General features: G+C 33.8%; 12 protein-coding genes. 8 read left to right on the forward strand and 4 right to left on the reverse strand.

Annotation, left to right across the window (positions count from 1 at the left end):
- Positions 1–165 precede the first annotated feature (165 nt).
- The 4 genes from AB3H93_RS06560 to celB all read right to left on the reverse strand — a co-directional run bounded on the left by AB3H93_RS06560 (position 166) and on the right by celB (position 4175).
- Positions 166–774 (reverse strand): alpha/beta hydrolase, encoded by a 609-nt coding sequence (locus AB3H93_RS06560; RefSeq protein ID WP_368020332.1) that lies wholly within the window; start codon positions 772–774, stop codon positions 166–168.
- Between the two features lie 63 nt (positions 775–837).
- The gene (locus tag AB3H93_RS06565; RefSeq protein WP_368020333.1) at positions 838–1812 is read right to left on the reverse strand and encodes a VOC family protein; all 975 of its coding nucleotides are present in this window, start codon (positions 1810–1812) and stop codon (positions 838–840) included.
- Between the two features lie 157 nt (positions 1813–1969).
- Complete coding sequence (locus AB3H93_RS06570) at positions 1970–2689, reverse strand: GntR family transcriptional regulator (RefSeq protein ID WP_368020334.1); 720 nt, start codon at positions 2687–2689, stop codon at positions 1970–1972.
- Positions 2690–2903: 214 nt separating this feature from the next.
- A complete protein-coding gene (gene celB, locus AB3H93_RS06575; RefSeq protein WP_010719614.1) occupies positions 2904–4175 on the reverse strand; it encodes a PTS cellobiose transporter subunit IIC in 1272 nt (423 codons plus the stop codon).
- 153 nt (positions 4176–4328) lie between these two features.
- Between celB and AB3H93_RS06580 the strand changes: the two genes are divergently transcribed.
- The 8 genes from AB3H93_RS06580 to AB3H93_RS06615 all read left to right on the forward strand — a co-directional run bounded on the left by AB3H93_RS06580 (position 4329) and on the right by AB3H93_RS06615 (position 24819).
- Positions 4329–5726, forward strand: coding sequence for a glycoside hydrolase family 1 protein (locus AB3H93_RS06580; protein ID WP_368020335.1), 1398 nt, complete (start codon positions 4329–4331; stop codon positions 5724–5726).
- Between the two features lie 314 nt (positions 5727–6040).
- Entirely contained in the window at positions 6041–8317 is a 2277-nt protein-coding gene (locus tag AB3H93_RS06585) for a hypothetical protein (protein ID WP_368020336.1), read from the forward strand.
- A 76-nt stretch (positions 8318–8393) separates the two neighbouring features.
- Positions 8394–9917 carry a hypothetical protein gene (locus AB3H93_RS06590; protein ID WP_368020337.1) on the forward strand — a complete coding sequence of 508 codons (1524 nt, stop codon included), beginning with the start codon at positions 8394–8396 and terminating at the stop codon, positions 9915–9917.
- Positions 9830–13288 carry a hypothetical protein gene (locus AB3H93_RS06595; RefSeq protein ID WP_368020338.1) on the forward strand — a complete coding sequence of 1153 codons (3459 nt, stop codon included), beginning with the start codon at positions 9830–9832 and terminating at the stop codon, positions 13286–13288. Before AB3H93_RS06590 ends, AB3H93_RS06595 begins: the two co-directional genes overlap by 88 nt.
- Before the next feature lie 145 nt (positions 13289–13433).
- Positions 13434–15188 (forward strand): hypothetical protein, encoded by a 1755-nt coding sequence (locus AB3H93_RS06600; RefSeq protein ID WP_368020339.1) that lies wholly within the window; start codon positions 13434–13436, stop codon positions 15186–15188.
- Positions 15139–18909 (forward strand): hypothetical protein, encoded by a 3771-nt coding sequence (locus AB3H93_RS06605; protein ID WP_368020340.1) that lies wholly within the window; start codon positions 15139–15141, stop codon positions 18907–18909. Before AB3H93_RS06600 ends, AB3H93_RS06605 begins: the two co-directional genes overlap by 50 nt.
- 72 nt (positions 18910–18981) lie before the next feature.
- Entirely contained in the window at positions 18982–24303 is a 5322-nt protein-coding gene (locus tag AB3H93_RS06610; RefSeq protein ID WP_368020341.1) for a hypothetical protein, read from the forward strand.
- Positions 24304–24378: 75 nt separating this feature from the next.
- Entirely contained in the window at positions 24379–24819 is a 441-nt protein-coding gene (locus AB3H93_RS06615; protein WP_010719609.1) for a universal stress protein, read from the forward strand.
- Positions 24820–24868: the final 49 nt, after the last annotated feature.

The raw sequence follows: 24868 nt of genomic DNA on the forward strand, positions 1-24868 counted from the left end.
TAGCACTTACATTCATTTTTCTGTTTCGTGCGTAAAGGTCGAAACAAAAAAAACGCCCTAAAAATTGTCGTTTTCACGTACAACTTTTGGAGCGTACCTCATTATAGAGTCTTTGAAAAAGAGACTTTGAAAAATAATCCGATGCATCACAACTTTCGTCCAATATTAGTTAACCGAAAGCGAAGAAAGCCAACTTTTCGCGGCAATTAATTCAGCCTTTGTTAATTGATGACCAGTAAACGTTTCTTGGAATGTGAGGTGAGCTTTTTGCATTTCAAAATCTTTGATTAAATTCGTAATCGCTATAGAGGAGACGATTGGATCGGTCTTGCTGTAAGAAAGCCAGATCTGAGTATCAGTCATTACTTTTGCTGGATAATTGACGTTTAAAGACATTGGATGAAAAAGGATTCCTTTTCGCAGCTCAGTATTTCTCGATAATAGCAAGTGAGCAGCGATATTCGCTCCATTGGAATAGCCTACGATCACCCAGTCATGTAACGAGATTTTTTCTTTTTGGCTAACTGCTGAGATTTTATGATACAGAAGCGCTGTTTCTTCTGCTAAACTCTGGTAATCGAATTGATTTAACCCATTCCGTCGAAAGAAGCGATTCATTCCGTCTTCTTTGATTGAACCACGAAAAGAAAGAATCGTAGCATCCGGTTCAAGGAACTGGGCGGTTTCAAGTAAAGAATATTCATCGCCACCTGTACCATGAAAAAGGAGTAAATTTCTACTTGTTTGTTTTCCCGCTTGAAAAAAATATTCCATGATTTGACCTCTTTTTCTTGAAAGATATGCTTCTTGGAATCGAATGTCTGGATAGAAAGAAAATTATTCTCGTTGTTGGTTGGCATCCTGAGTATCGAAGGGACGAATGTACGCTTCGATTTCTTCTCTTTTACTTTCGAGTTGTGGTGGGAGTGATAGTTTTTCGCCAGCTGTATCTGCTGATTCATCGCCAAAAAAACCAGGTCCATCTGTTGCTAATTCAAAGAGAACGTGGGTGGCAGCTAAGAAGTATTCTGATTGGAAGTAGAAGCGATCCACAAACCCTGAACTTGGTACGTTTATCTGATTGATCACATGGATCCAGTGACGTAAGGCTTCTTCATCAGCGACACGCAAGGCAAGGTGATGGATATTGCCGAATCCTTCGATTGCTTTTGGTAAATCTGCTCGCTGTTCAACAATGATGCTTGCTCCATTACCGCCTTGACCGACTTCAAAGAGCGAAAAAGCTCCTGTTTGATCAGTAAGTTTAAACTCTAAAGTCTGTTCTAATAGTAACTGTAATGGTTCCATTTGACTCACTCGGACAAAAACTGGTCCCAAGCCTGTAATTGCATATTCTGATGGAATATTGCTGTTCTTCCAAGGAGTACCACCAGCAACACCTGTATTGTTTTCATCAGAAATCAATTGATAGAATTGATGGTCAAAGTCTTCAAACTCCAGATATTTTTTTGAAAAACGTTCCTTGATCGCAGAGTGAAGAACATTCTTTTCTTCAAAGCGTTTGAACCAATAAGTCAATGCTTCATCAGTTGGTACTCGAAAGGACACTCTAGAAATCGTATCCGTTCCTTTATTTCCTTGAGGTTGATTAGGAAAAGCGAAAAAAGTCATGTCAGTTCCAGGGGAGCCGTATTCATCTGTAAAATAAAGGTGATACGTTTCGATATCATCTTGGTTGATCGTTTTTTTTACTAAGCGCATTCCTAAAATATCCGTAAAAAAACGATAAATTTTAGTGGGACTTGAAGTCATAGCGGTAACATGGTGGATGCCTTTGATTTGAGTATCCATGGGAGTTCCTCCTTTGAACTTACAAAAAGTAAGTATTGTGTTAGTTACAGTATAGTGAGTGGGAACGTTTCTGGCAATTATTCTGTTTGACTCTGCTCTTTTGTAAACACCAAAAAATCCGTTTCACAATAGTTTCCTATTTTTGAAACGGATTTTTTTAGTTTGAACGGACATCAAGTAAGGAATAGTTGCGGACATCAAACCGATTTCTACTAGATGAATATTCGATGGGCTGACCATCTTTTAGATAAACGACTTGTTGCACATCCAAAACAGGATCTATTTCCGAACAATTCAAGTATTCCTGATCAAAGTACGTACTTTTATCTGCTGAAATTGCTCGATAGGCGCCTGCAAAATGAAGATTTAGATCTTGGTGCAAGTAATCATAGATAGAAGAAAGCAGATGTTCTTTTTTTAGACCTGGAACTAAATGTACAGGCATGAATGTATGTTCCAAAATATAAGGTTCGTTGTCTAAAATTCGTAGACGGTGAATATTATAAACCGGTTGTTCGGCACCAATCATTAGTTTTTCTTGAATAAATGGGTTCGGAAACTCGACATCAAATTGAATGATTTGACTCGTCAGTGAACGATGACGACGCTTCATTTGATGACTGAGTCCCTCATACTCATTGGCAGGGGAGGTATCTTTCTCGATAAAAGGATGATCTAAAATTTTGGTTCCAGCCCCTCTTTGCGAATAAACTAATCCTTCCATAGCCAGAATATTGATGGCTTTTTTGATGGTCATTCGACTTGCGCCAAATTCTTCGACTAAAGTGATCTGATTAGGTAAAAAACTGTTTGGTGGATATTCTTTTGAACGGATTCTTTCCCTTAAAACATTTGCGATTTCTTCATATTTTGGCACGTTATTCACCTCGTATTGAGTATAACGAAAGTTATTTCGTTCGACAAGAAAGAAATAACGAAGTTTAGTTGTTGAATCACTCTTTTCAATGAAACAAGCATGAACAAATCAATTCACATCATTCCATGTTTTGACTGTTCATGCTAGATTATAAAATTTGCTTAATCTCTATTAGAAAGAAGATGATTTGCTTCACAGGTGAGTAGATAAGGCTTTACACAACGTCTAAATCAGGTTGTTTATCTAATACTTTTAAGAATGGGTACCAAATAAAAGCGACGATCACAAAATCGACTACTTGTAAGAGACCGCCTAGCCATGAATTGGTAGCTAAAACACCACTAGCAATGATCGGCACAGTCCACGGAACTGAAACACCTGTAGGCGGAGGAACGATGCCAGCTGCCATCATCAAGTAGTTGAACGTTGTCACGACCAAAGGAGCAACGACCCAAGGAATCAAAATGGTTGCGTTCAATACGATTGGTAGACCAAAAATCGCAGGTTCATTGACATTGAAGATTCCAGGTGCTAGCGCTAAACGACCAACATCACGGTATTGTTTTTTCTTCAAGACAAAAGCCATCAATAATACTACTGCTAACGTCATTCCAGAGCCACCGATACCAACGGTAAAGGTTTCCATAAATGGTTTTGTGATGATATGTGGTAGTTCTTTCCCATGCTGATAAGCTTCTAAATTATCAAGCATCAATGTATTCCAGATAGGGTCCATAACAGAATTAACAATAATTTGACCGTGAAGACCAAAGAACCACAAAAATTGAACAAAGAATAAGGCAATCAACGTGGCAGGTAAACTACTACCTAAACCAGTTAGAGGTTTTTGGATAACTTCATAGACTAAGTCATGAAGGTTCGCATTGAATACGCCAGTCATGACAGCGTTGATGATCAAGAAAACAGTCAATGTGACTACAGCTGGAATCAAAGCGGCAAAAGATTTCGTTACTGCAGGTGGTACGCCATCAGGCATTTTAATTTGCCAACCACGTTTGGTGATTCGACAGTAGATTTCCGCAGCTAAAAAGGCAGCAATCATTCCAATGAACATTCCTTTAGCACCTAGACGATCAAGTGATAGGACACCCGAAACTTCTTCACCACCAGCTGTTGTCATCACAAAAGGTGTGAGAATCAAAAAGCTTGCGAATGAAACAGCGCCACCAAAAATACCTTCTACATCATATGATTTTGATAAATAATAGCCGATACCAAATGTAACAAAAACGGACATGATACTCATCGTCGCATTTTGACCATTGCCAAAAAGGGTGCTTAACGTGCCTTTGGTACCATCACTGAAGAACGGTAGATTATTCACAACGACCACAATTGATCCAAACATTGTTAGCGGAAATGACAACATAAATGCATCCCGTAACACAGTTAAGTAACGGTTTTGCCCTAAAAGATTGGCTAAGGGCATAATTTTTTGAGAAAGTTTATCCATAAAACCATTCATTTTTTTCACCTCAAATTTATTTTGCAATCGATTACAAACGTAGTATAACGTCTGTCTGTTTAAATGTCTAGTCATTTTTATCAAAAGTATTGATTTATTTTCAGTGATTGTTTATGATTACGGTAATTACTAAAAGAATTGAGGGATTATGAAATGAAACACTACGATTTTCCAAAGAATTTTTGGTGGGGAACCGCCGCAAGTGGACCACAAACAGAAGGCAGAATCAAAGGAGATGGGAAAGGAGAAAACATTTGGGACTATTGGTATGATCTAGAGCCAGAAAAATTTTTCAATCAAGTTGGTCCTGAGAAAACCTCTCAAGTTTACACGAAATATCGAGAAGACGTTCAATTGATGAAAGAGACAGGTCATAATACTTTCCGAACATCCATTCAATGGAGTCGTCTATTCCCTAAAGGAAAAGGAGAAGTGAATCAACAGGCTGTATCATTTTACCGTTCATATTTTACAGAATTACTGGAGCAGGGAATTGAACCATTTGTCAATTTATATCATTTTGATATGCCTTTAGAATTACAACAAACAGGTGGCTGGTTGTCTCGTGATACGGTTGACGCCTATGTGGCCTATGCAAAAACCTGTTTTGAGTTATTTGGGGATTTAGTAAAGAAATGGTTTACCCATAATGAACCGATTGTTCCAGTAGAAGGCGGTTATCTCTATCAGTTCCATTATCCTAACCATATCAATCTAAAAGAGGCTATTCAAGTTGGTTTCCACGAAAATTTGGCAAGTGCCAAAGCAATTGAAGCCTATCATAAGATGGGACAAAAAGGAGAAATTGGAATCATTTTGAATTTAACTCCTAGCTACCCGAGAGACGAAACAAACCCTGAGGATGTCAAGGCTGCTAGAATCGCTGATGCTTTTTTCAATCGTTCTTTTCTTGATCCTGCAGTAAAAGGAGAGTTTCCATCAGAGTTGGTTGCTATTGTGAAAGAATTAGCGATAATGCCAGAGATGGGGCCCGATGACTTAACGATTATCAAAGAAAATACGATTGATCTATTAGGAATCAATTATTATCAACCTCGGAGAATCAAGGCAAAAGAAACACCGATTGATCATCAGAATGGACCAATGCCAGAAGATTATTTTGATTATTATGATATGCCTAATAAAAAAATGAATATCTATCGTGGTTGGGAAATTTATGAAAAAGGGATCTATGATATCTTGACGAATACGAGAGAGAACTATGGCAATATCAAATGTTATATCTCTGAAAATGGTATGGGTGTAGAAGGGGAAGAACGTTTCATTGACTCGGAAGGCGTAATTGAAGATGATTATCGGATCACTTTTGTCACAGACCATCTGAAATATGTGCATCAGGCAATCCAGGAAGGAACGAATTGTGTGGGTTACCACATGTGGACTTGCATGGATAACTGGTCTTGGACGAACGCTTATAAAAACCGTTATGGACTGATTGCTGTCGATCTAAACAAAGACGGTAAACGGACGATTAAAAAGTCGGGCCATTGGTTTAAAACCGTAGCCATGAAAAATGGGTTTGAAGCCTAAAAAGGTTTGTAAATAGTTTTTAGAATAAAAACGAATGAAACTGGGACAAAAAGTTGTGAAGTACAAAGGTCATAATCGCAATAAACGATTTTATTATTTTTACCAATCTTCAGAAATTTCAGCTTATCGGCTTATTTCTTGAGAATAAAAACTTTTTGTCTCAATTTCATTGGTTTATTACATAAAAAATGGTAGATACAATACTAAAAAGCAGTGTGAACCGACACAGTTATCCATACTAGTAAGAACAAGGATACGAGTGATTAAAATTTGTTGCAATTTACAAAAACGGACGATAAAGAAAAGGAGATCGAATGGAAAAAAACGAAGGTTTATTTAATGTATATTTTAAAGCAGATCGAGTGGACTATGGAAAAAATGGCTATGAATCTATCAATTTAAAGAATAACCCGAATTTGATGTCAGATAGTATTTATTTATATAATCTTTTATTCATGAATAAGCCGGCATTTGCTCCAAGGGATTGGGAACAACACCAAGTTAACTTTGAAAGATATGTTATGCCACGTTTAACTTTGAACGAACAAGCAATAGTCAGTGAATGGATAAATACTCTTCATAAAAATGAATTGTTAAAGTACAGATCTTTAGAGGGAATGGCGAAAACTTACGTTACTTTTCATAAGCTGTTAAAAAAAATAACTAATGAAGCGGACCAAGCTTTTGAAGATCAGTTTAAAGATGTTCAGTCATTAGATCAGCAATCACGAAAGAAAACAATCGATATCTACAGTTTTTATCATAAGATTTCTAATGAAAAAACAGCAGAATCAACTAAAAGACTGGAAGCACAGGTCAATGATTTGTTGATCAAACCGATGGTAAATAAAGGTGAGACTAGCCCTACTTGGTTTAATGATTTAGTGAGAGCAGTTATGGTTCTGGATCGAGAGATAGAGTCAGAGAAACTAAAAACAAAAATATTTACTGAAATAAAAAAATCCGGTAATCAACCCGTTCTTGAAGAAAAATGGGATTCATTCATCAAAAACCATGCGATTCCACGCCTGAAAAAAAATACCGGTTTGGATGAAGTCTATTATGAATTATCTCAAACAATCAATGTTTTGAACAAGAAAATTAAGGTATCTGTAGAAGAAGCACAGTCTGTTTCTTCTGTTTTTTATAATAAAATATTTCCCAATTTACTCCGTTTGCCTGACATGTCTCATCTGGAAAAAATAGCAATTTATGAAATTTATATCGATGAAAGTAACTTATTACCGAAAACCAAAAATAAAATAAAAAAAACTTTGGAGAAAAATTTATTAAAAAAAGAAAAAAAGAAACTTGAAGAAGTCAAGCTTTTAAAAAAACAAAATATTCAGATGATAGAAGAGATAGAACCGCATGATTTATTAGCCCTTGAAGAAATACAGCGAGGAAAGCAAAAAGCAACAGTAGATTTTTTTACAGCTATTTATAAAAAGTATGGTGCATTAAATAGAACAACAATGACTAGAGAAAAATATTTAAGTGAAGAAGTACAGCGAGGAAAGCAAAAAGCAACGGGGGATCTTTTTACAGTTATTTATGAAAAGAATGGTGCATTGAATAGAACAGCAATTTCTAGAGAAGCGAAGAAATATTTAAGCAAAGTAGGCTATTTAGAATTTGAATTTATAGTACATAATAGTGAACAAAAAAATCATATAATAAAACAAGAATCCACTTCTTTAAGTGTACTTAAATCTATGCTTAAACGGAAAGATTTATCTCCTTATGCAGTGAAAGCTTATTGTTTAGCCTATTTAGAAGAGCGACAACTGGGAAGCAATATCAAAAAACTTTGGAGAAAACCTTTTTTGAAAGATTTAACACCAGAAGAGATTAAAGTAGTGGAGAATCTAGTTTCTGAAAAAAGATTATGTCTACAATTGGGGAAGGAAGTAGGGCCAGAACTTGCAGTCAGATATGAAAGAAGCAATCAAGATAATCAAGTAGAACGACTGAAATTGTTCAATGAAATGGATCAAAAGGTTTTTTCAGTGACTTGTCGCCAATTCATCAAAGAGCAAGCTAAAAAATGTTTGAGTGCAACGAATTATACTCGATTTGAAGTAGCTCAAATGATACGAAATATAGAGAGAAAAAAAGGGTTACAGGAGAGAGAAAAAAACAATTTTTTTGATCCGATTATTAATAGTCAAGATTTATCTTCTAACGAAATTAGAGCCTATTGTCTAGCCTATTTAGAAGAGCAACAAATGGAGAGCAACATCAAAAAAAATTTGAGAAAACCTTTTTTGAAAGAGTTGAAACCAGAAGAAATTTTGAAAGTGAAGAATCTAGTTTCAGAAAAAAGATTATATTTACAATTAGGAAAAGAAGTAGGTACAGAACTTGCAACTAAGCTTGACAATAGCAAGGAAAGCGACCAAGTAGTCCTATCTCAATTGTTCAAAGAGATCGATCAAAAAGCTTTTTCAGTAACTTGTCGCCAATTCATCAAAGAGCAAGCTAAAAAATGTTTGAGTGCAACGAATTATACTCGATTTGAAGTAGCTCAAATGATACGAAATATAGAGAGAAAAAAAGGGTTACAGGAGAGAGAAAAAAAAATTTTTTGATCCGATTATTAATAGTCAAGAGTTATCTTCTAACGAAATTAGAGCCTATTGTCTAGCCTATTTAGAAGAGCAACAAATGGAGAGCAACATCAAAAAAAATTTGAGAAAACCTTTTTTGAAAGAGTTGAAACCAGAAGAAATATTGAAAGTGAAGAATCTAGTTTCAGAAAAAAGATTATATTTACAATTAGGAAAAGAAGTAGGTCCAGAACTTGCAACTAAGCTTGACAATAGCAAGGAAAGCGACCAAGTAGTCCTATCTCAATTGTTCAAAGAGATGGATCAAAAAGCTTTTTCGGTAACTTGTCGCCAATTCATCAAAGAGCAAGCTAAAAAACATTTAAGTGAAGAAAACTATGTGAGATTTGAAATAGGTCACGTGATACGAGAGGGAGAGAGTAAAAAAAATTTACAGGAATGGGAAGAAACAGATTTTCTTAATCCATTTCTTAGTCGCGAAAATTTATCTCCTAACGAAATTAGAGCTTATGAGATAGCTTATCTAGAAATGAAATACGAACCATTTAGCCAAATGAATAGTTGGAAAAAGAGTTTACAACAATATTTTGAGAAAAACTTAACAAGTGAAGAAAGAAATGAAGTGCAAGCCTTAGTTCCTCAAAAAAGAGTTCTTATCCAATTGTCAAAAGAGCTAGATTTAAAAAACGTATTCCAGCTTGAAGAAATACAGCAAGGAAAACAAGAAGGAAGGCTTGGTTTTTTCACAGATATTTATGAAAAATCCTTTTCAACGACTAACCAAGAATACATCAAAACACAAGCAAAAATATATTTAAGTCCTGCTAACCATGCTGAATTTGCAGTGAAAAGTCAGATGCAAGATGCATTGAGAGAAAAAGGATTAAAGCTAGCGAATATTAAGTTTAGCGAAGATAAAATTCGGGTGTTTCTTGACCAGAAAACGCAATCACCACTTGAAATTAGAGCGTATTACTTAGCCTGTATAGAAGAACAAGTGATACCAATGGATATCAAAAAAAGTTTGATACACGCTTTGAAAAAAGTTTTAACTGTAGACGAAAATCTGAAATTGTCAGAACTCATTTCAGAACAACAAAGACTTATCCACTTGTCTGAAGAAATAGGCCCAGAACGTACATTGGAATTCTTAAAAATAAAAAAAGAAAACAAAGCAGCAACAATTGATTTCTTTACAGATTTATATAACAACGTATCTTCCTATACCCAACAATGGATAAAAGAACAGGCATCTTTACATTTAAATCGAAAAGAACATTTAGAGTTTACTAAAAAAGTCAAACTAAAAGAAATAATCAAAGAAGGTGGGCCTGATTTAAAAGCATCTGCAGTCTATAACCAACGTAAACGAGCATTCGAAAAAGCAATGAGTCTTCCAGTCATTGAAGTGCTGCAAGTGAAAAACGGGCTGCAACAAGTCAATGCTAATCTTTTAGATCCTCTTGAACTTAGGCGATTAAACAAGGAACAACTAATCGATTCTTTGGTCAAAGTCCAAGTGAGATTTCCACATTGGGAACAACGTTTAAAAGATCAAGCAATCGACCGCTCCATCTCGCATTTAAACGATTTAGAAAAAAAGAGATCAAGACTTCTTTAAAAGTTAAAGAATTGAAAGGATTTTTAAATAAAGTTAAGTTTCATGATTCCGATGGATTTAGCTCAATTTGGGGTTATGCGAAATTTCACGTTGACAATGATCGTAGAATTATTAAACTCCAAAAAATTAAAGAACAACTAGATGAGATCGCACCAGCCAATTTACTTCAGCCAGTTGTTGTAAAAATATTAACGAATAATAGGTGTGATTATCGAGATCTAAAACTAAGAGAAGCTATTGTGTCCCATGATGAAACAGCGATTGAAATCAATCGTCAATTAAAAAGTGAATTTAAAGCAATGGGTGTAACATTTAAAGAGGTAAGTAGAAATCAAATACTAAGAAGAATATTCAAAAATCTTGATAAGGGACTAAAGTCAGAAAAAGAACAAATTGCGGAGGTTCTGTCAGATTCCAACTTACACTATAATAATTTACTAAATACATTGCTCGTTCAGTTTGAAAAGAAGGTACATGAGTATATTCCATATTTAGATACGTTGATTCAAAAGGATTATGAGGATAAAGGTGACGTGTCATTAACGAATAAAAAGATTTTAGAACTTGTAGAAAACGAACCGGGCCTTAAAGATTTACTCGTTTGTTGCCAAAATATGCTGCCTTCTTATCCTTTAAAAAATTATGCTCAGACGATTCCAATGGTGTCTACCTATTTTGCTAATTTAGCGCATCAAATTGAGGAAACATATCAAAGTCCAGGAAAAAAATTAGCAAAGCAAATTTTCATGCTAGGGAAACTGGATCCATTATATTGTGCAAAAATGATTCAGTACTTGAGCGCACAATACACTAATAAGCAACCTAACCCTTTACCAATACACCCAAATATTTTAATACAAAATAAAATGGAGAAGATAGTAGAAAGCTATCATGACCTATACCCACTTCCGTCCATGCATAGCGAATTGACTGGCAAAAAAATAGTTAATAAAGTGGCTAATGAAGTAGTTGGAAATGTTGAAAGGCCAATCTCAACACCAATCATAGAGCAATCAAGTCAGCCGTTTGATTGGAGTCCTTCTGTCATTTTAAATCAAGAAGTAAGACCGACTGAAACAGCTAAGGCAATTGTTGCGTTTCACAATAAATACCATGATCTAGAGATGACTAAGCAGTTTACAGCTTTTGCAACGAAACCAAGGCTTGAGAGAAAAAAAGACAAAACCAATACAACTAAAGAAGAGAGTCTCAAAGAAGTTGCCTACCAAGAATTTCTTAAGAAAAAAAAGAGCTATAAAAAATCAAAAAATTCCGCTGGAAGAGAGATTGCTCATGAAGAAATGGAACTAGCATTAAAAAAATATCAGCATGTCGTGCAAAAAAAACAAGATCAAAAAGAATGTGCGAACAATATGGAGAATCAAGAATTAGTTCGAGCAGGTGTGTATTTGACTCAACAATTACAGTCAGATGAGCTGACGAATTATCTGGTGGAACGAATGATTGCTCCTGAAAATAGGAGACCCGCTAATGTTCAATTGCAACATTTTATTAAAGAATTAGTACATGATTTAAATACAGCAACAGAAAGAGAAGCGGCAATTCAAACGATCATGCAACCCTATTTAAGTGTGGAAGAAAGACAAAAGTTTTATGCTTTTATGAAGCAGGATACGTATCTTCAACAGTTTCTTAAGCAAGAAAACCTATCGAAAATTGAATTAAAAGCATGTGTTAGTGCTTGCCTACATAAAAGTGATTTGCCATTTAAAGAACAAGTGGATCAGAAACTAGATGTTTTTTTAACAGACAAGGAACAACGTCAGTTGAAAGAAATGGTTAGTCAAAAAGAGATAGTACGTGTCTTAGCAGAACAACGGGATTATGAAACAGCAGTGAAATTTGAAAAGGTATTAAAGAAAGAAGAAGTAGGTGAGATAAATTGGCTAGTATCCATTTATAATGATACGCCATTCCTATTAATAAAAGAATCAATTACATCACTGATTGATTCTTCTTTTAATAAAGCAGATCGTATGCAATTTTATAATAAAATTAACTCTAACCATAAGCTGAAAGACCTTAGCAAACAAGTATCTCTTACTACAGCAGAGGGAGAAAATTCTCGGTCAAACAAGGAAGACATGTTTTCGTTAGTTTCTGCAATCAGTCCAGAAGTTGCAGAGAGGATAGAAGCAACTAACTTAAAACGATTGCCATTAATTGCTGAAATAAAAGAAAATCTAGAAGAGAAAGGGATCAAGTATTATCTTCCTGAAATAATCAAAGAAATTGGAAAGATAGATTGGAACAACCATCAGGGAAATTCTGAAAATGAATTAATAAAAGAAAAATTGAGACAAGTAAGCATAACTTGTTCAGATGAGCAAATAGAAAATTGGAGAGATATATTTTTTGATAACTTTATAGAAGGCATAAGGATAGGGGATTTAAATGAACAAAAAGAAATATATCCTTTAAGTGGAATGGGAGTAACATTTAACACAACTATTGAAAAAATAAACGAACTTTTAAAGAAAAAATATGAGGAACAAATGAATCAAGTGGAAAGCCCATCAATGAAGAAATCTTTAGATGAGGCAAAAGAAAACTTAATCGAAGAAATTGAACAATCTGTGCGTATGATTAACCCAAACGATAAAAAAAGGACTATAGAAGATCAATTTGTTGAAAATTTTACTCGTTGCAGCATTCAAAAGTATGGAGGAAAAGGTCTCCCAGTCAAAAATATTTTAGAGGAATCACCTACATTGAAAAAGGTATTGTTAAAAAAATTACCCGCTATTAATCTTTCTTACCCTATTGAATTACGTAAGCTGATCAATGAATGGTATGAAAATACCCCATTCTCTCCATTTTTAAAAGAATATAATGAAACAGAACAAGAAATAATCCAAGTTGAGAAATCCATTTACAAATTATTTTATAATGATGACAATTATTGTGCAGAAAATATGCGTGTGATGCTTGTCGATTATGCGGGTATATCGGTAAGTTTAGACCCAAGAGATAGAGAAATGTATGGTTATCCCCTAAGAAAGAAGGCAGAATCAGTACTAGTGGGCTATAAAGAAGTAATGAAAAAACAAGGTATATCAAAGATACTTCCGAAAGAATTACAAGAATTGCAGAAAAACATTCCTGGGCAAACAAAAAGTACTATGATCTCATTTGATTTTATCACGCAAAATGATCAATCAGTGAAGGGCAATCAAAGAACGCAAGTTAGCATGCAACAAATAATGGAAAAAGCAGGAAATTGCTCTACTAATTCACCATTGGTACCAGAAAGAACACACGGCACGTCAATAAACAGAGGTGAAAGCACAAATGAGAGGAGCATCCCTAACGATAGACAATTATCAGAAAAACTTAGTTATAATCGATGAATTCGGAAATCATGTTTCTTGAGTTCAGTATTCTTCCTGATTGCCATCTAACTTGAAGAAAAAGCCAGTCAATCTATTGATTAATAGAAAATCAGATAGATAAAAACATAATGAGGGCAAATTCTGAATAAAAGGAGCAAAACAAATGGGAAGAGACTCTTATAAGAAAGACTATATGCAGATTAAAGGAAGTAAAGTAACTTGTAAAGAAAATGAAGAGTGGATCACAATTAACCTAGACAGTAATCCCAACTTATTGGCGGATAGTATTTATTTATTGAATAAATTATTAGATGAACAAGATGTACTACCTCGAAAGGATACGGAGGAGAAAAAAGAAATTTTAAAAACAAGTATATCAGAACGATTGGTAGGAGATCAGAAAAAAAATTTTTTAGATTGGCAAGAAGTCACCCAAGCAATCTCTGAAGGCAATCTTACAACACGACAAAAACTTATGGAGGTGTTCCATAAGAAAAGATTATTTTCTTTAGAAGAAAAGGCGAAAGTTTGTGTGCTGTTTCAAGAGTTGATAAACGATATCAAAGATAAAAAGGAAAAAAAGTTTAAAGAGCAATTTTATGCTAATTATTCATTAAATGATAACGAACTAAGTGAATCCATAGAAGTTTATCATTATCTATATCCATTCGAGAATGAGAAAATAGCCAAATCAATGAACAATATCGAACAACTATTTATTGATTTGGTGTCTCCTTCCAGTAGTACAGATAAAAGACGTAAAATGTATGATGTAGTCAGAGCCACTTTGATTTTAAAACGGAAATTATCCTCGACACAATTGAAAAATGATTTACTCAAAAAAATGGTGGAACCTCAGGTTTTTTCCCATGAACAACCCGAGTTTGATACGTTTATGGAGATAATCGTTAACCCCTATCTTAAGAAAAATCCTGCCACAGATCCTGACTATAGTCGTTTTCCAAGTGAAAACGAACAGGAACAAGTTGAATTATCCCTGACAAACGAGGTAGAACCATACTACTTATTTGCATTGAAAGAAGTTCGAAAAGGATTTAGAAAAGCATCAACAGAGCTATTCACACATATCTATTTACAGACAACAATTGAAGAGAAAAGAGATATCATTGATGGGTATGCAAAACAGTATTTAACTAAATTTGATTATTTGGATTTTATGTTCAGGATAAGACAACAACATATTCAGAAAAAATGGAATAAAAACAATTCTTTACAAGAAAATTTCCATCTACTCCTAGATGGGAAAAGCAGAACGGCTTACGAGGAACGAGCGTATTATTTAGCTTATCTTGAAGAGACGACATTACCAAAGTCTCTAAAAGATACTTTGAAATACCTTTTATTGAACGAGCTAATTTCTGGTGAATACAGACAAGTGATAGAGCTTGCTCCTGAGAAAAGACAATTGTTGCTGTTGGCAAAAGAAATAGATATAGAGACTGTATATGAATTTGAAGCAATCCAACAAGGTAAAAAAAAGGTGACGTACGCTTATTTCTTAGAGTTATATGAAAAAACCAATTCGAAAAAGGTTCAAGAAATTATCACAGAACAAGCTAAAAAACACTTAACTGAAAGTAAGTATGTTGAATTTGAAATTTATACCTATTTTCAAGAAGAATTTAGAAGAAAATCAGTTACACAACCGAATGTAGAAAAAGTATTCAGACGATTTATTGAGAGGGAAGACTTATCTGCTAATGACATTCGAGCTTTTTACTTGGCGTATATAGATGCACAAAAATTTCCGAATGATATCCAAGTAATTATTGCAGAACGCTTAGCAAAAAATTTAACGGATAAAGAAAAAAAAGAAGTGATAACGCAATCTTTAGAAAAAAAAACAATTGTTACTGATGGGGAAATACTTAGAAAGCGACATTATATTAGAACTTGAAGCAATCCAACAAGGTAAAAAAAAGGGAACAGATGACTATTTTTTAGCGATATATAAAAAGAGTGACTCGATATTGGCTCGAGAAATGATTAAAGAGCAAGCTCAAAAATATTTGACTGAAAGTAATTATCTGGAATTTGACATAAAGATCCAACTCCAAGAGGAAAGTAGAAAAATGGATTTGACTTTACCGACAGTGGACTTTAAAGATGAAGCGCTACGGTATTTTGTTGACCATAAAGTATTATCCAAAAATGAAATGATCATTTATTGTCTAGCCTATCTTGAATTTAAAGAAATACCCAGTGATTTAGAAACAATAAGAAATTTAAAAAAAGCTGTCGTAACTCCAAGTCAAATCGATGTCGAGGATTTGGTTTTAGAAAAAAAACAACTTTTATCAATAGCTAACAAAATAGATCCAAGTGTATATGAAAGATTAAGAACTAACGCAGGAATATCAATCGGTGTCTTTACGGAGATGTATGAAAATGTGAAGTCTAATGAGCATCATCAATTTATTAATAAACAAGCACAATTATTTTTAGATGCTGAAAAACATTTAGAATTTAAAAAACGCATTGCACTTTATGAATTAAGCAAGTCTGACGAACTAACCTCTGAAGTTGCTTTTTTTATTGGACTGCAACGTCATTATCAACAAAAAAATGGGGAGAACCATCGAACGAAAGTCAGTCTCCAAGACATAGATGAATTGAGGAAGCAAAACCTGTCTTTTCTAGCTAAGACGATGGTTTTAGATCAGAAATCTACCGAAGGAATAGAAAGCAAAAAAAACGATGAACAAAAAACTGTCAAGGAAGAATTAAAAGATTTCATTACTTTAATTTCTCGTTTTGATAGTAATGATTCATATACATTTATAGATAGTAATTTGAAAGATATATTCAGGTACGTCAGACATTATGCTCATCTGAGGAACCAAGTTTATTCTATACCACAATCAGTTAGAACGTTTAATAAATTGAAACATCTGAGGGTACCATTTATTGAAGAAAATAGAAGCAACTGGCTGTTCGTGTTAGATCTGAATGACAAGAAACAATCGAAGTATATCAAAATAATTAAACAATTCATTTTATTGCCTGAATGGCAATTTGTAGCTGAAATTGATCCTTTATTTATCGCTGTAAAGAAGAGAATAGAGAAAAAATTAGAACGATTTAGCCAAGAGGTGGAAGCAAGTCAATCGAAAACGGATGAAGAAATTTTAGCGCTCGCAGAAAAAGACTATAGAGTCAAAAAACTATTTACATACTATCAAAAAATTGCTCCGGCAGTTCCGTTGAAAGATTTTGCAAAGATAACGCCAACCGTCGTTGCTCATTTTAACAATTCAGCACATCAACTTGCAAGAGAATACTTTGGAAAAGATGCGGAATTATCTCAACAAATTTATGAACTGGGAAAGCGAGACCTACCGTTTTGTGTAGATGTAATTAAGTATCTGCTATCAACTGACAAAAATGAGAAAGCGAAAGGTATTCCGAAATCTTTTGATAAGGAAAGTCAAGACAGAGCCGAGTATATAATAGAAAATTATCATCAAAAGTTCATAAAGCTACGGCAAACTAAGCAATCAAAAAAAGTTCTACAAAAGGAAAGGAAAGAAAAGCAGATTGCAAATGACACCCAACTGAAAGAATTAGTAAGACATGGCGTTTTTAACTATCAAAAGGATGAGGGGAAAGAAATACATATAGGACAGGCTAATGTTGATTCTGTTTCGGGCAACGCTCGATTACAGCAATTTATAAATGAACTAGCTGAAAAGTTAGATACAGATATGCAAAGAGAAGCAGCGATTCAAACAGTAATGAAAACAAATTTAAGCTTGGAAGAAAGGAAAAAGTTTTACGCTTACCTAAAAAACGACCCGTTTCTTCCATTATTCTTACAGAAGGATAACTTATCAAAACTTGAATTAAAAGCTTATGTAGATGTTTGTCTTAAAAAAACAGACTTATCTTTTAAAGGGAGAATTTCTGGCTGTTTGAGGGATTATTTAACAGTAGCTGAAAAAGAAAAGCTAAACAAATTGATTACTGAAAAAGAAGTTATCCGTGCAGTTGCAGAAGAAATCAATCTTCAAATAGCTTTAGAATTGGAGCGAGTAGTAAACCAAAACAAACAAGAGATTGATCCACTCGTAGCAGTTTATCGTCAAACGTCCTTTACACCAATTAAAGAGTTTGTCCTACAACATGTTGATTCATCATTGACTGATGAAAATCGCTCTGAATTTTATCAGAAAATTGGTTCTGCAGCTTCTATAAAGCATCTAGATCAGACTAATTTTGGGGCACACTTAACAAACAAAGAGGAATTAGGACAAGAAACTAAAATAGGCTTTCTTTCACTAATTAATGAAATGAAAGAAACATTAGAACAACAAAAAATCGCCTATTACTTTCCTGAAATAGTCGGAGAATTTAATTCTCATCAAGTAACGAGAGAAAGTTTGGAAAAATTAGGTATCCATTTTACAGACGATCAAATGAAAAATTGGGAAGCTACATATAAAAAAGGCCCGATAGTAACCGATAATATTCAAATATCCATACTTCAAACAATCGCAAAAGTAATTGAAAAACATATGGAACGAAAAGGAACTCTAATAGAAAATATCCCCACCGAAAAAGAAGAAAAAAATAGCATAAAAGAAAGACTGAAAAAAGAAATCGAACAATCAGTAGCTAAGATTAATAAGAATGACCCTAGGATCAGTATAGAAGAGCAGTTTATAAATCATCTTTCGACTCAGCCAATCTTCAACCATTTAGTAAGGAAAGAACCCGAAATAGGGGAAAAATTATTGAAAAAATGTCAGAACAGACTTCCTTTTATTTCGCTACCTTCTTCAAAAGAATTTCTTCAGATGATGAATAGAGAGTTCCTCAAAAAACATACCGGGATTAGACGTTTTGCATTAGAATATGCGAGAGAAAAAAGAGCACGATTGTTTGAAGAAAGAAAAATTTATAAGTTGTATCAAGAAAATCCATTCTGGTGTTGTGAAAATTTACGAGTGATCCTCGTCAATTATGCTGGGTTCAAGAAGAAAAATTTAACCCCAATATATAGACCTGAATTATACTCTTTTCAAGTGGATAGGAGTTTTAGTCAGCAGAGATTACTAAATAAAGCCAAAAAAATAACCGATTTTTATATAGATATCTCTTTAGATTTAAAAAAAGTATTACCTAAGGAACTTCAAAAAAAAGAATCAACGAATAAGGAAAGCCAAACTGAAGTATCATTTGAGTCAATAGTAAGCGACCAAGAGAAGTTAAATAATGATATGGCTTTAACAGAGGCGAGAGAAAAGAAGAGGTTATTTCCTGCCACAAATCATTTTGAACCGAAAAGTAATTTGGGACAAAGGGAGCCGTTAGACAAAAAACTGCGTTTGACTCAGATAAAAGAATCAGCGAATAAGGAAAGTCAAACTGAAATATCATTAGAATCAATAGTGAGCAAGCATGAGAAGTTAAATAATAATATGGATGTAACAGAGACGAACGAAAAGAAGAGACTATATCCTTTTCTTGGTCAATCCGAATCAGAAAGTAATGTAGAGCAAATGAAGTCGCTAGAAAAAAAGCTGCGTATGACTCAGATAGAAAAAGCAAGCCAAGAAGGTTACAGCTCTAATGAGAGAAAAACGCATGAACAAGTTCAAAGACAAGCGAATCGCTAAGTTTGGTCAGTGCTAGTAAATTAGTTGTTCCCTAAAAAACTAAGTATATTAATGAAGAACGGAGAAATGCAAATGGAAAGAGACTTTTATGAGAAAGAATATATGGAGATTAGAGGAAATGAAGTATCTTGTAAAGAAAATGAAGAGTGGATCACAATTAACCTATACAACAATCCCAACTTATTGGCGGATAGTGTTTATTTATTGAATAAATTATGGGATGAAAAAGATGTACTATATGGACATGTTTTTCAGAATAAAAAGGAAATTTTAGAAAAAAGTATATTGAAACGATTGCCAGAAAATCAAAAAAAAATATTTTTAGACTGGCAAGAGGTTACACAGTTAATCGCTAAGGCTGACTATGGAACAAGACAAAATTTTAGGGAGTTGTTCCTTAAAAAAAAATTATTTTCTTTAGAAGAAAAGGCAAATTTTTGTGTGGCTTTTCAAGAGTTGATAAACGATATCAAAGATAAAAAGGAAAAAAAGTTTAAAGAGCAATTTTATGCTAGTTATTCATTAGATGATAGCGAACTAAGTGAATCCATGGAAATTTATCATTATTTACATCCATTCGAGAATGAAAAAATAGTTAAATCAATGAATAATATCGAACAAATATTTATTGATTTGGTGTCTCCTTCTAGTAGTACAAAAAGAAAATGGGGGAATCAAATGGATGATGTAGTCCGAGCCAGTTTGATTTTAAAACGGAAATTATCCTCGACACAATTGAAAAATGATTTATTTAAAAGAATGGTGGAGCCCTATGTTTTTTCTGATAACCATCCAAACTTTAATACGTTTATGGAGACAACCGTTAACCCCTATCTTAAGAAAAATCCTGCCACAGATCCTGACTATAGTTATTTGCCAATTAAAAAAGAACAGGAACAAATTGAATTATTTCTGACAAACGAGGTAGAACCATACTACTTATTAGCATTGAAAGAAATCCGAAAAGGATTTAGAAAAGCATCAACAGATCTATTCACACATATCTACTTACATACAACGATTGAAGAAAAACGATATATCATTGATGGCTATGCAAAACAGTATTTAACTACATTTGATTATTTGGATTTTATGCTCAGGACAAGACAACAACGATCTCAGGGAAAATGGAATGAAAATGATCGTTTACAAGAAAGTCTCCATCTACTCGTGGATGGAAAAAGCAGAAGGGCTTACGAGGAACGAGCGTATTATTTGGCTTATCTTGAAGAGACGACATTACCAAATTCTCTAAAAGATACTTTGAAATACCTCTTATTGAACGAGCTAACTTCTGCTGAAAAAGCACAAGCGTTAGAGCTTGTTCCTGAGAAAAGACAATTGTTACTACTGACAAAAGAATTAGATAGAAAGACTGTATATGAACTTGAAGCAATCCAACAAGGCAAAAAACAGGTAACAGATGATTATTTTTTAGTGGCCTTAGCGGCGTATAAAAAGACCGATTCGAAAAAGCATCAAGAAAGAATCAAAGAACAAGCCAAAAAATACCTAACGGAAAGTAAGTATGTTGAATTTGAAATTCATACCCAATTTCAAGATGAATTTAGAAAAAAATCAGTCACACAACCAAATGTAGATTTTCAAGAAAATGGACTAAGTCGTTTTCTTAAGAGGGAAGACTTATCTGCTAATGAAGTTCGGGCTTTTTACTTGGCGTATCTTGATGCACAAAAATTACCGAATAATATCCAAATGATTTTTGAAAAAGTTTTGACTAAAGATTTAACGGATAAAGAAAAAAAAGAAGTGATAACGCTATACTCAGAGAAAAGACAATTATTATTGCTGGCAAAATACTTAGAAAGCGATATTGTGTTCGAACTTGAAAAAATCCAACAAGGGAAAAAAAGGGGAACAGATGATTATTTCAGAGCGATATATAATAACAGTGATTCGATACTAGCTCGAGAAATGATTAAAGAACAAGCTCAAAAATATTTGACTGAAAGTAATTACCTAGCATTTGATATAAACAACCAACTCCAAGAGGAAAGTAGAAAAACGGACTTTACTTTACCGACAGTTGACTTTAAAGATGAAGTACTACGGTATTTTATTGACCATGAAGTATCATCAAAAAGTGAAATGATCATTTATTATCTAGCCTACCTTGAAGCTAAAGAAATACCAAGTGATTTAGAAACAATAAAAAACTTGAAAAAAAATGTCGCAACCCCAAACCAAATCGATATTGATGAATTGATTTTAGAAAAAAAACAACTTCTAACAATAGTTAACGAAATAGGCCCAAGCGCATATGAAAGATTAAGATATGACATAGGAGTATCAATCGGCTTCTTTACGGAGATGTATGAAAAAGTGAATTCAGTTGATACTCAGCAGTTCATCAAAAATCAAGCACAATTGTCTTTAGATGCTGAAAAACATTTAGAATTTAAAAAACGTATTGCACTTTATGAACTAAGCAAATCTAGTAAATTAACCTTTGAAGTTGACTCTTTTATTCAAAGACAACGTCATTCTCAACAAAAAAATGGGGAGAACTATCGAACAAAAATCAGCCTTGAAGACATAGGAAGATTGAGAGAGCATAATCTGTCTTCTCTAGCTGAGAGGATGGTTTACGTCCAGAAGTCTACCGAAGAAATAGAAAGCAAAAAAAACGATGAACCAAAAAGTGTCAAGGAAGAATTACAAGTTTTTCTTGCTCTAATTTCTCGTTTTGATGATGATGATAAATATAGATATATGGACAGTCATTTTGAAAATATATATAGTTCAGTCAAAAAAAAATCTCATAATGGGAAACACATTTTATCTCTACCAAAAAAAAATAAGGCTTTAAATAAATTAAAGAATAAGTGGGTACTGTATGATGAAGAAAGGGGAAGAAACTGGCAGTCAGTATTAGAACTTAATAAACAGAAACAATCGAATATTACCGGTTTTATTAGCCGAATCATTTTATTACCTACATGGCAATCTGTAGCCGAAATTGAGCCTTTATTTATCGCTGTAAAGAAGAGAATAGAGAAAAGATTAGAACGATTTAGCCAAGAAGTGAAAGCAAGTCAATCGAAAACGGATAAAGAAATTTTAGACCTTGCAGAAAAAGACCCTGAAATCAAAGAACTACTTACATACTATCAAAAAATTGCTCCGGCAGTTCCGTTGAAAGATTTTGCAAAGACAACGCCAACCGTCGTTGCTCATTTTAAAAATTCAGCACATCAACTTGCAAGAGAAGATTTAGGGGAAGATACAGAGTTATCTGAACAAATTTATGAGCTAGGTAAGCAAGACCTCCCGTTTTGTGCAGATTTAATCCAATATTTGGCATCAACTGGTATCAATGAAAAAGCGAAAGATATTCTAATATCTCCTAATGAGGAAAGTCAAAGAAGAGCCAAACAAATAATAGAAATTTATAATCAAAAGCTCGACATGGCGCAGCAAAAAAATATTTTGGAAACTGAAAAGAAGCAGCAGCAGATTGAGAATGATACCCAACTGAAAGAATTAGTAAGGAATGGTGTCTTTAACTTTCAAAAAGATAAGCGTAAAGAAATACATATAGGACAGGCTAATGTTGATTCTTTTCCGAGCAAAAATCAATTACAGCAATTTATCAAAGAACTAGCTGAAAAATTAGACACCAATATGCAAAGAGAAGCAGCGATTCAAACAGTAATGAAACCAAATTTAAGTTTGGAGGAAAGGGAAAAGTTTTACGCTTACCTAAAAAACGACCCGTTTCTTCCATTATTCTTACAGAAGGATAACTTATCAAAACTTGAATTAAAAGCTTATGTAGATGTTTGTCTTAAAAAAACAGACTTATCTTTTAAAGGGAAAATTTCTAGCTGTTTGAGGGATTATTTAACAGTAACTAAAAAAGAAAAGCTAAACAAATTGATCACTGAAAAAGAAGTTATCCGTGCAGTTGCAGAAGAAATCAATCTTCAAATAGCTTTAGAATTGGAGCGAGTAGTAAACCAAAACAAACAAGAGATTGATCCACTCGTAGCAGTTTATCGTCAAACGTCCTTTACACCAATTAAAGAGTTTGTCCTACAACATGTTGATTCATCATTGACTGATGAAAATCGCTCTGAATTTTATCAGAAAATTGATTCTGTAGCTCCTATAAATCAACTAGATCAGACTAAATGGAAGGCCCCCTCAACAAATAAAAATGTAAAACAAGAAAATGATAGATTCTTATTTTCATTGATGGATGAAATGAAAGAAACATTAGAGCAGCAAAAACTTGTTTATTACTTTCCAGAAATAGTTAAACAAATTTTGCCTCCTAAAATTAGGAATTTGGAGGAAATAGATAAAGAATATCAAATAACAAGAGAAAGATTAGAGGAAGCGGGTATCCATTTTACATACGGGCAAATGCAAAAGTGGATAGACACTTTTGATGAAGGTCCTATAGTAAACGATAATAATCATATATCAATACTTAAAACAATTGCAAAAGTAATTGAAAAACATATGGAACGAAAAGGAATTCTAATAGAGAATATTCCAACCGACAAAGCGGAAAATAATATAGTAAAAGAAGAATTAATAGCAGCAATCGAACAATCAGTAGTCAAGATTAACAAGGATGACTCCGATAAAAGTGTAGAAGAAAAGTTTAGGGATCATCTTTCGAATTATCCAATTATTCTAAATTTAATAAAGGAACAACCTGAAATAGGGAAAAAATTACTGAAAAAATGTCAGGACAGACTTCCTTTTGTTTCGCTAACTTCTTCAAAAGAATTTCGTGAAATTGTCGATAATGAGTTCGCTATAAGAAATACTAACATTAGGAAGTTTGCACGAAAACATGCCCCGCAAGTAAGAAGTCAAATGACAGTAGAAAAACAAATCTATGATTTGTATCAAGAAAATCCAGCTTGGTGCTGTGAAAATTTACGAGCGATCCTCGTCGATTATGTTGGGTTCAAGAATATAAATTTAAACCCAATTTATAGACCTAAATTATACTCTTTTCAAGCGTGTGGTAATTTTGATCAATGGAGATTACGGGGTAAAGCACAAAAAATAACGGATTTTTATACAGGTATCGCTTCAAATTTAGAAAGAGTATTACCTAAAGAACTTCAAGAAAAAGAACCAGTGAATAAGGAAAGACAGACTGAAATATCATTAGAGTCAATAGTGACCAAGCATGAGAAGTTAAATAATGATATGGTTTTAACAGAGACGAACGAAAAGAAGAAGTTATTTCCTGCCAGGGATTATTTTGAATCGAAAAGTAATTTAGGACAAATGAAGCTGCTAGAAAAAAAACTGCGTATGACTCAGATAAAAGAAAAAGCAAGCCAAGAAGGTCACAGCTCTAATGAAAGAAAACCGCATGAACAAGTTCAAAGACAAGCGAATCGCTAAGTTTGGTCAGTGCTAGTAAATTAGTTGTTCCCTTAAAATAATCGTGCTACACTGATTGTAAAGGAGGCGGTTTCAATGGCAGACACCTATAAAAATATATTAGTAGCAATTGATGGATCAGAAAAAGCAGAAAAAGCCTTTTCTGAAGCAGTTACAATTGCAAAAAGAAATCAGGCAAAGCTACACATTTTGTACGTAAACGAAGTAACGGGTAACTATTTCGGTGATTTTGCATTTGTTACAACGAACTTACAAGAGGAATTAGATGAAGTTGCAGAAAACCAAATGAAAGAGCATCGCAACTTAGCAATTGAAAAGGGACTAACAGATATCGAGACGTATATTTTGTATGGATATCCGAAAACATTGATTGCAAATTTCAATGAATCAAAGGAAAAAATTGATTTGATTGTTATGGGGGCTACAGGATTGAATGCCGTGGAACGTGTCTTAGTTGGTTCAACTACTTCTTATGTAGTCACACATGCACCGTGCAATGTGTTGGTAGTAAAATAACGTCACTCGCTAGTTAGTGAGAGGATGCTAGAACTGAGCAGTACACTGA

Source organism: Enterococcus sp. C74 (genome assembly GCF_040887125.1).
In the GTDB taxonomy this organism is placed as follows: domain Bacteria; phylum Bacillota; class Bacilli; order Lactobacillales; family Enterococcaceae; genus Enterococcus_B; species Enterococcus_B hirae.

Bases quoted from the DNA above. Each gene is read 5' to 3' on its own strand.
- AB3H93_RS06560 (WP_368020332.1), bottom strand. From the start codon at position 774: ATGGAATATTTTTTTCAAGCGGGAAAACAAACAAGTAGAAATTTACTC.
- AB3H93_RS06565 (WP_368020333.1), bottom strand. From the start codon at position 1,812: ATGGATACTCAAATCAAAGGCATCCACCATGTTACCGCTATGACTTCA.
- celB (WP_010719614.1), bottom strand. From the start codon at position 4,175: ATGAATGGTTTTATGGATAAACTTTCTCAAAAAATTATGCCCTTAGCC.
- AB3H93_RS06580 (WP_368020335.1), top strand. From the start codon at position 4,329: ATGAAACACTACGATTTTCCAAAGAATTTTTGGTGGGGAACCGCCGCA.
- AB3H93_RS06585 (WP_368020336.1), top strand. From the start codon at position 6,041: ATGGAAAAAAACGAAGGTTTATTTAATGTATATTTTAAAGCAGATCGA.
- AB3H93_RS06590 (WP_368020337.1), top strand. From the start codon at position 8,394: ATGGAGAGCAACATCAAAAAAAATTTGAGAAAACCTTTTTTGAAAGAG.
- AB3H93_RS06600 (WP_368020339.1), top strand. From the start codon at position 13,434: ATGGGAAGAGACTCTTATAAGAAAGACTATATGCAGATTAAAGGAAGT.
- AB3H93_RS06610 (WP_368020341.1), top strand. From the start codon at position 18,982: ATGGAAAGAGACTTTTATGAGAAAGAATATATGGAGATTAGAGGAAAT.
- AB3H93_RS06615 (WP_010719609.1), top strand. From the start codon at position 24,379: ATGGCAGACACCTATAAAAATATATTAGTAGCAATTGATGGATCAGAA.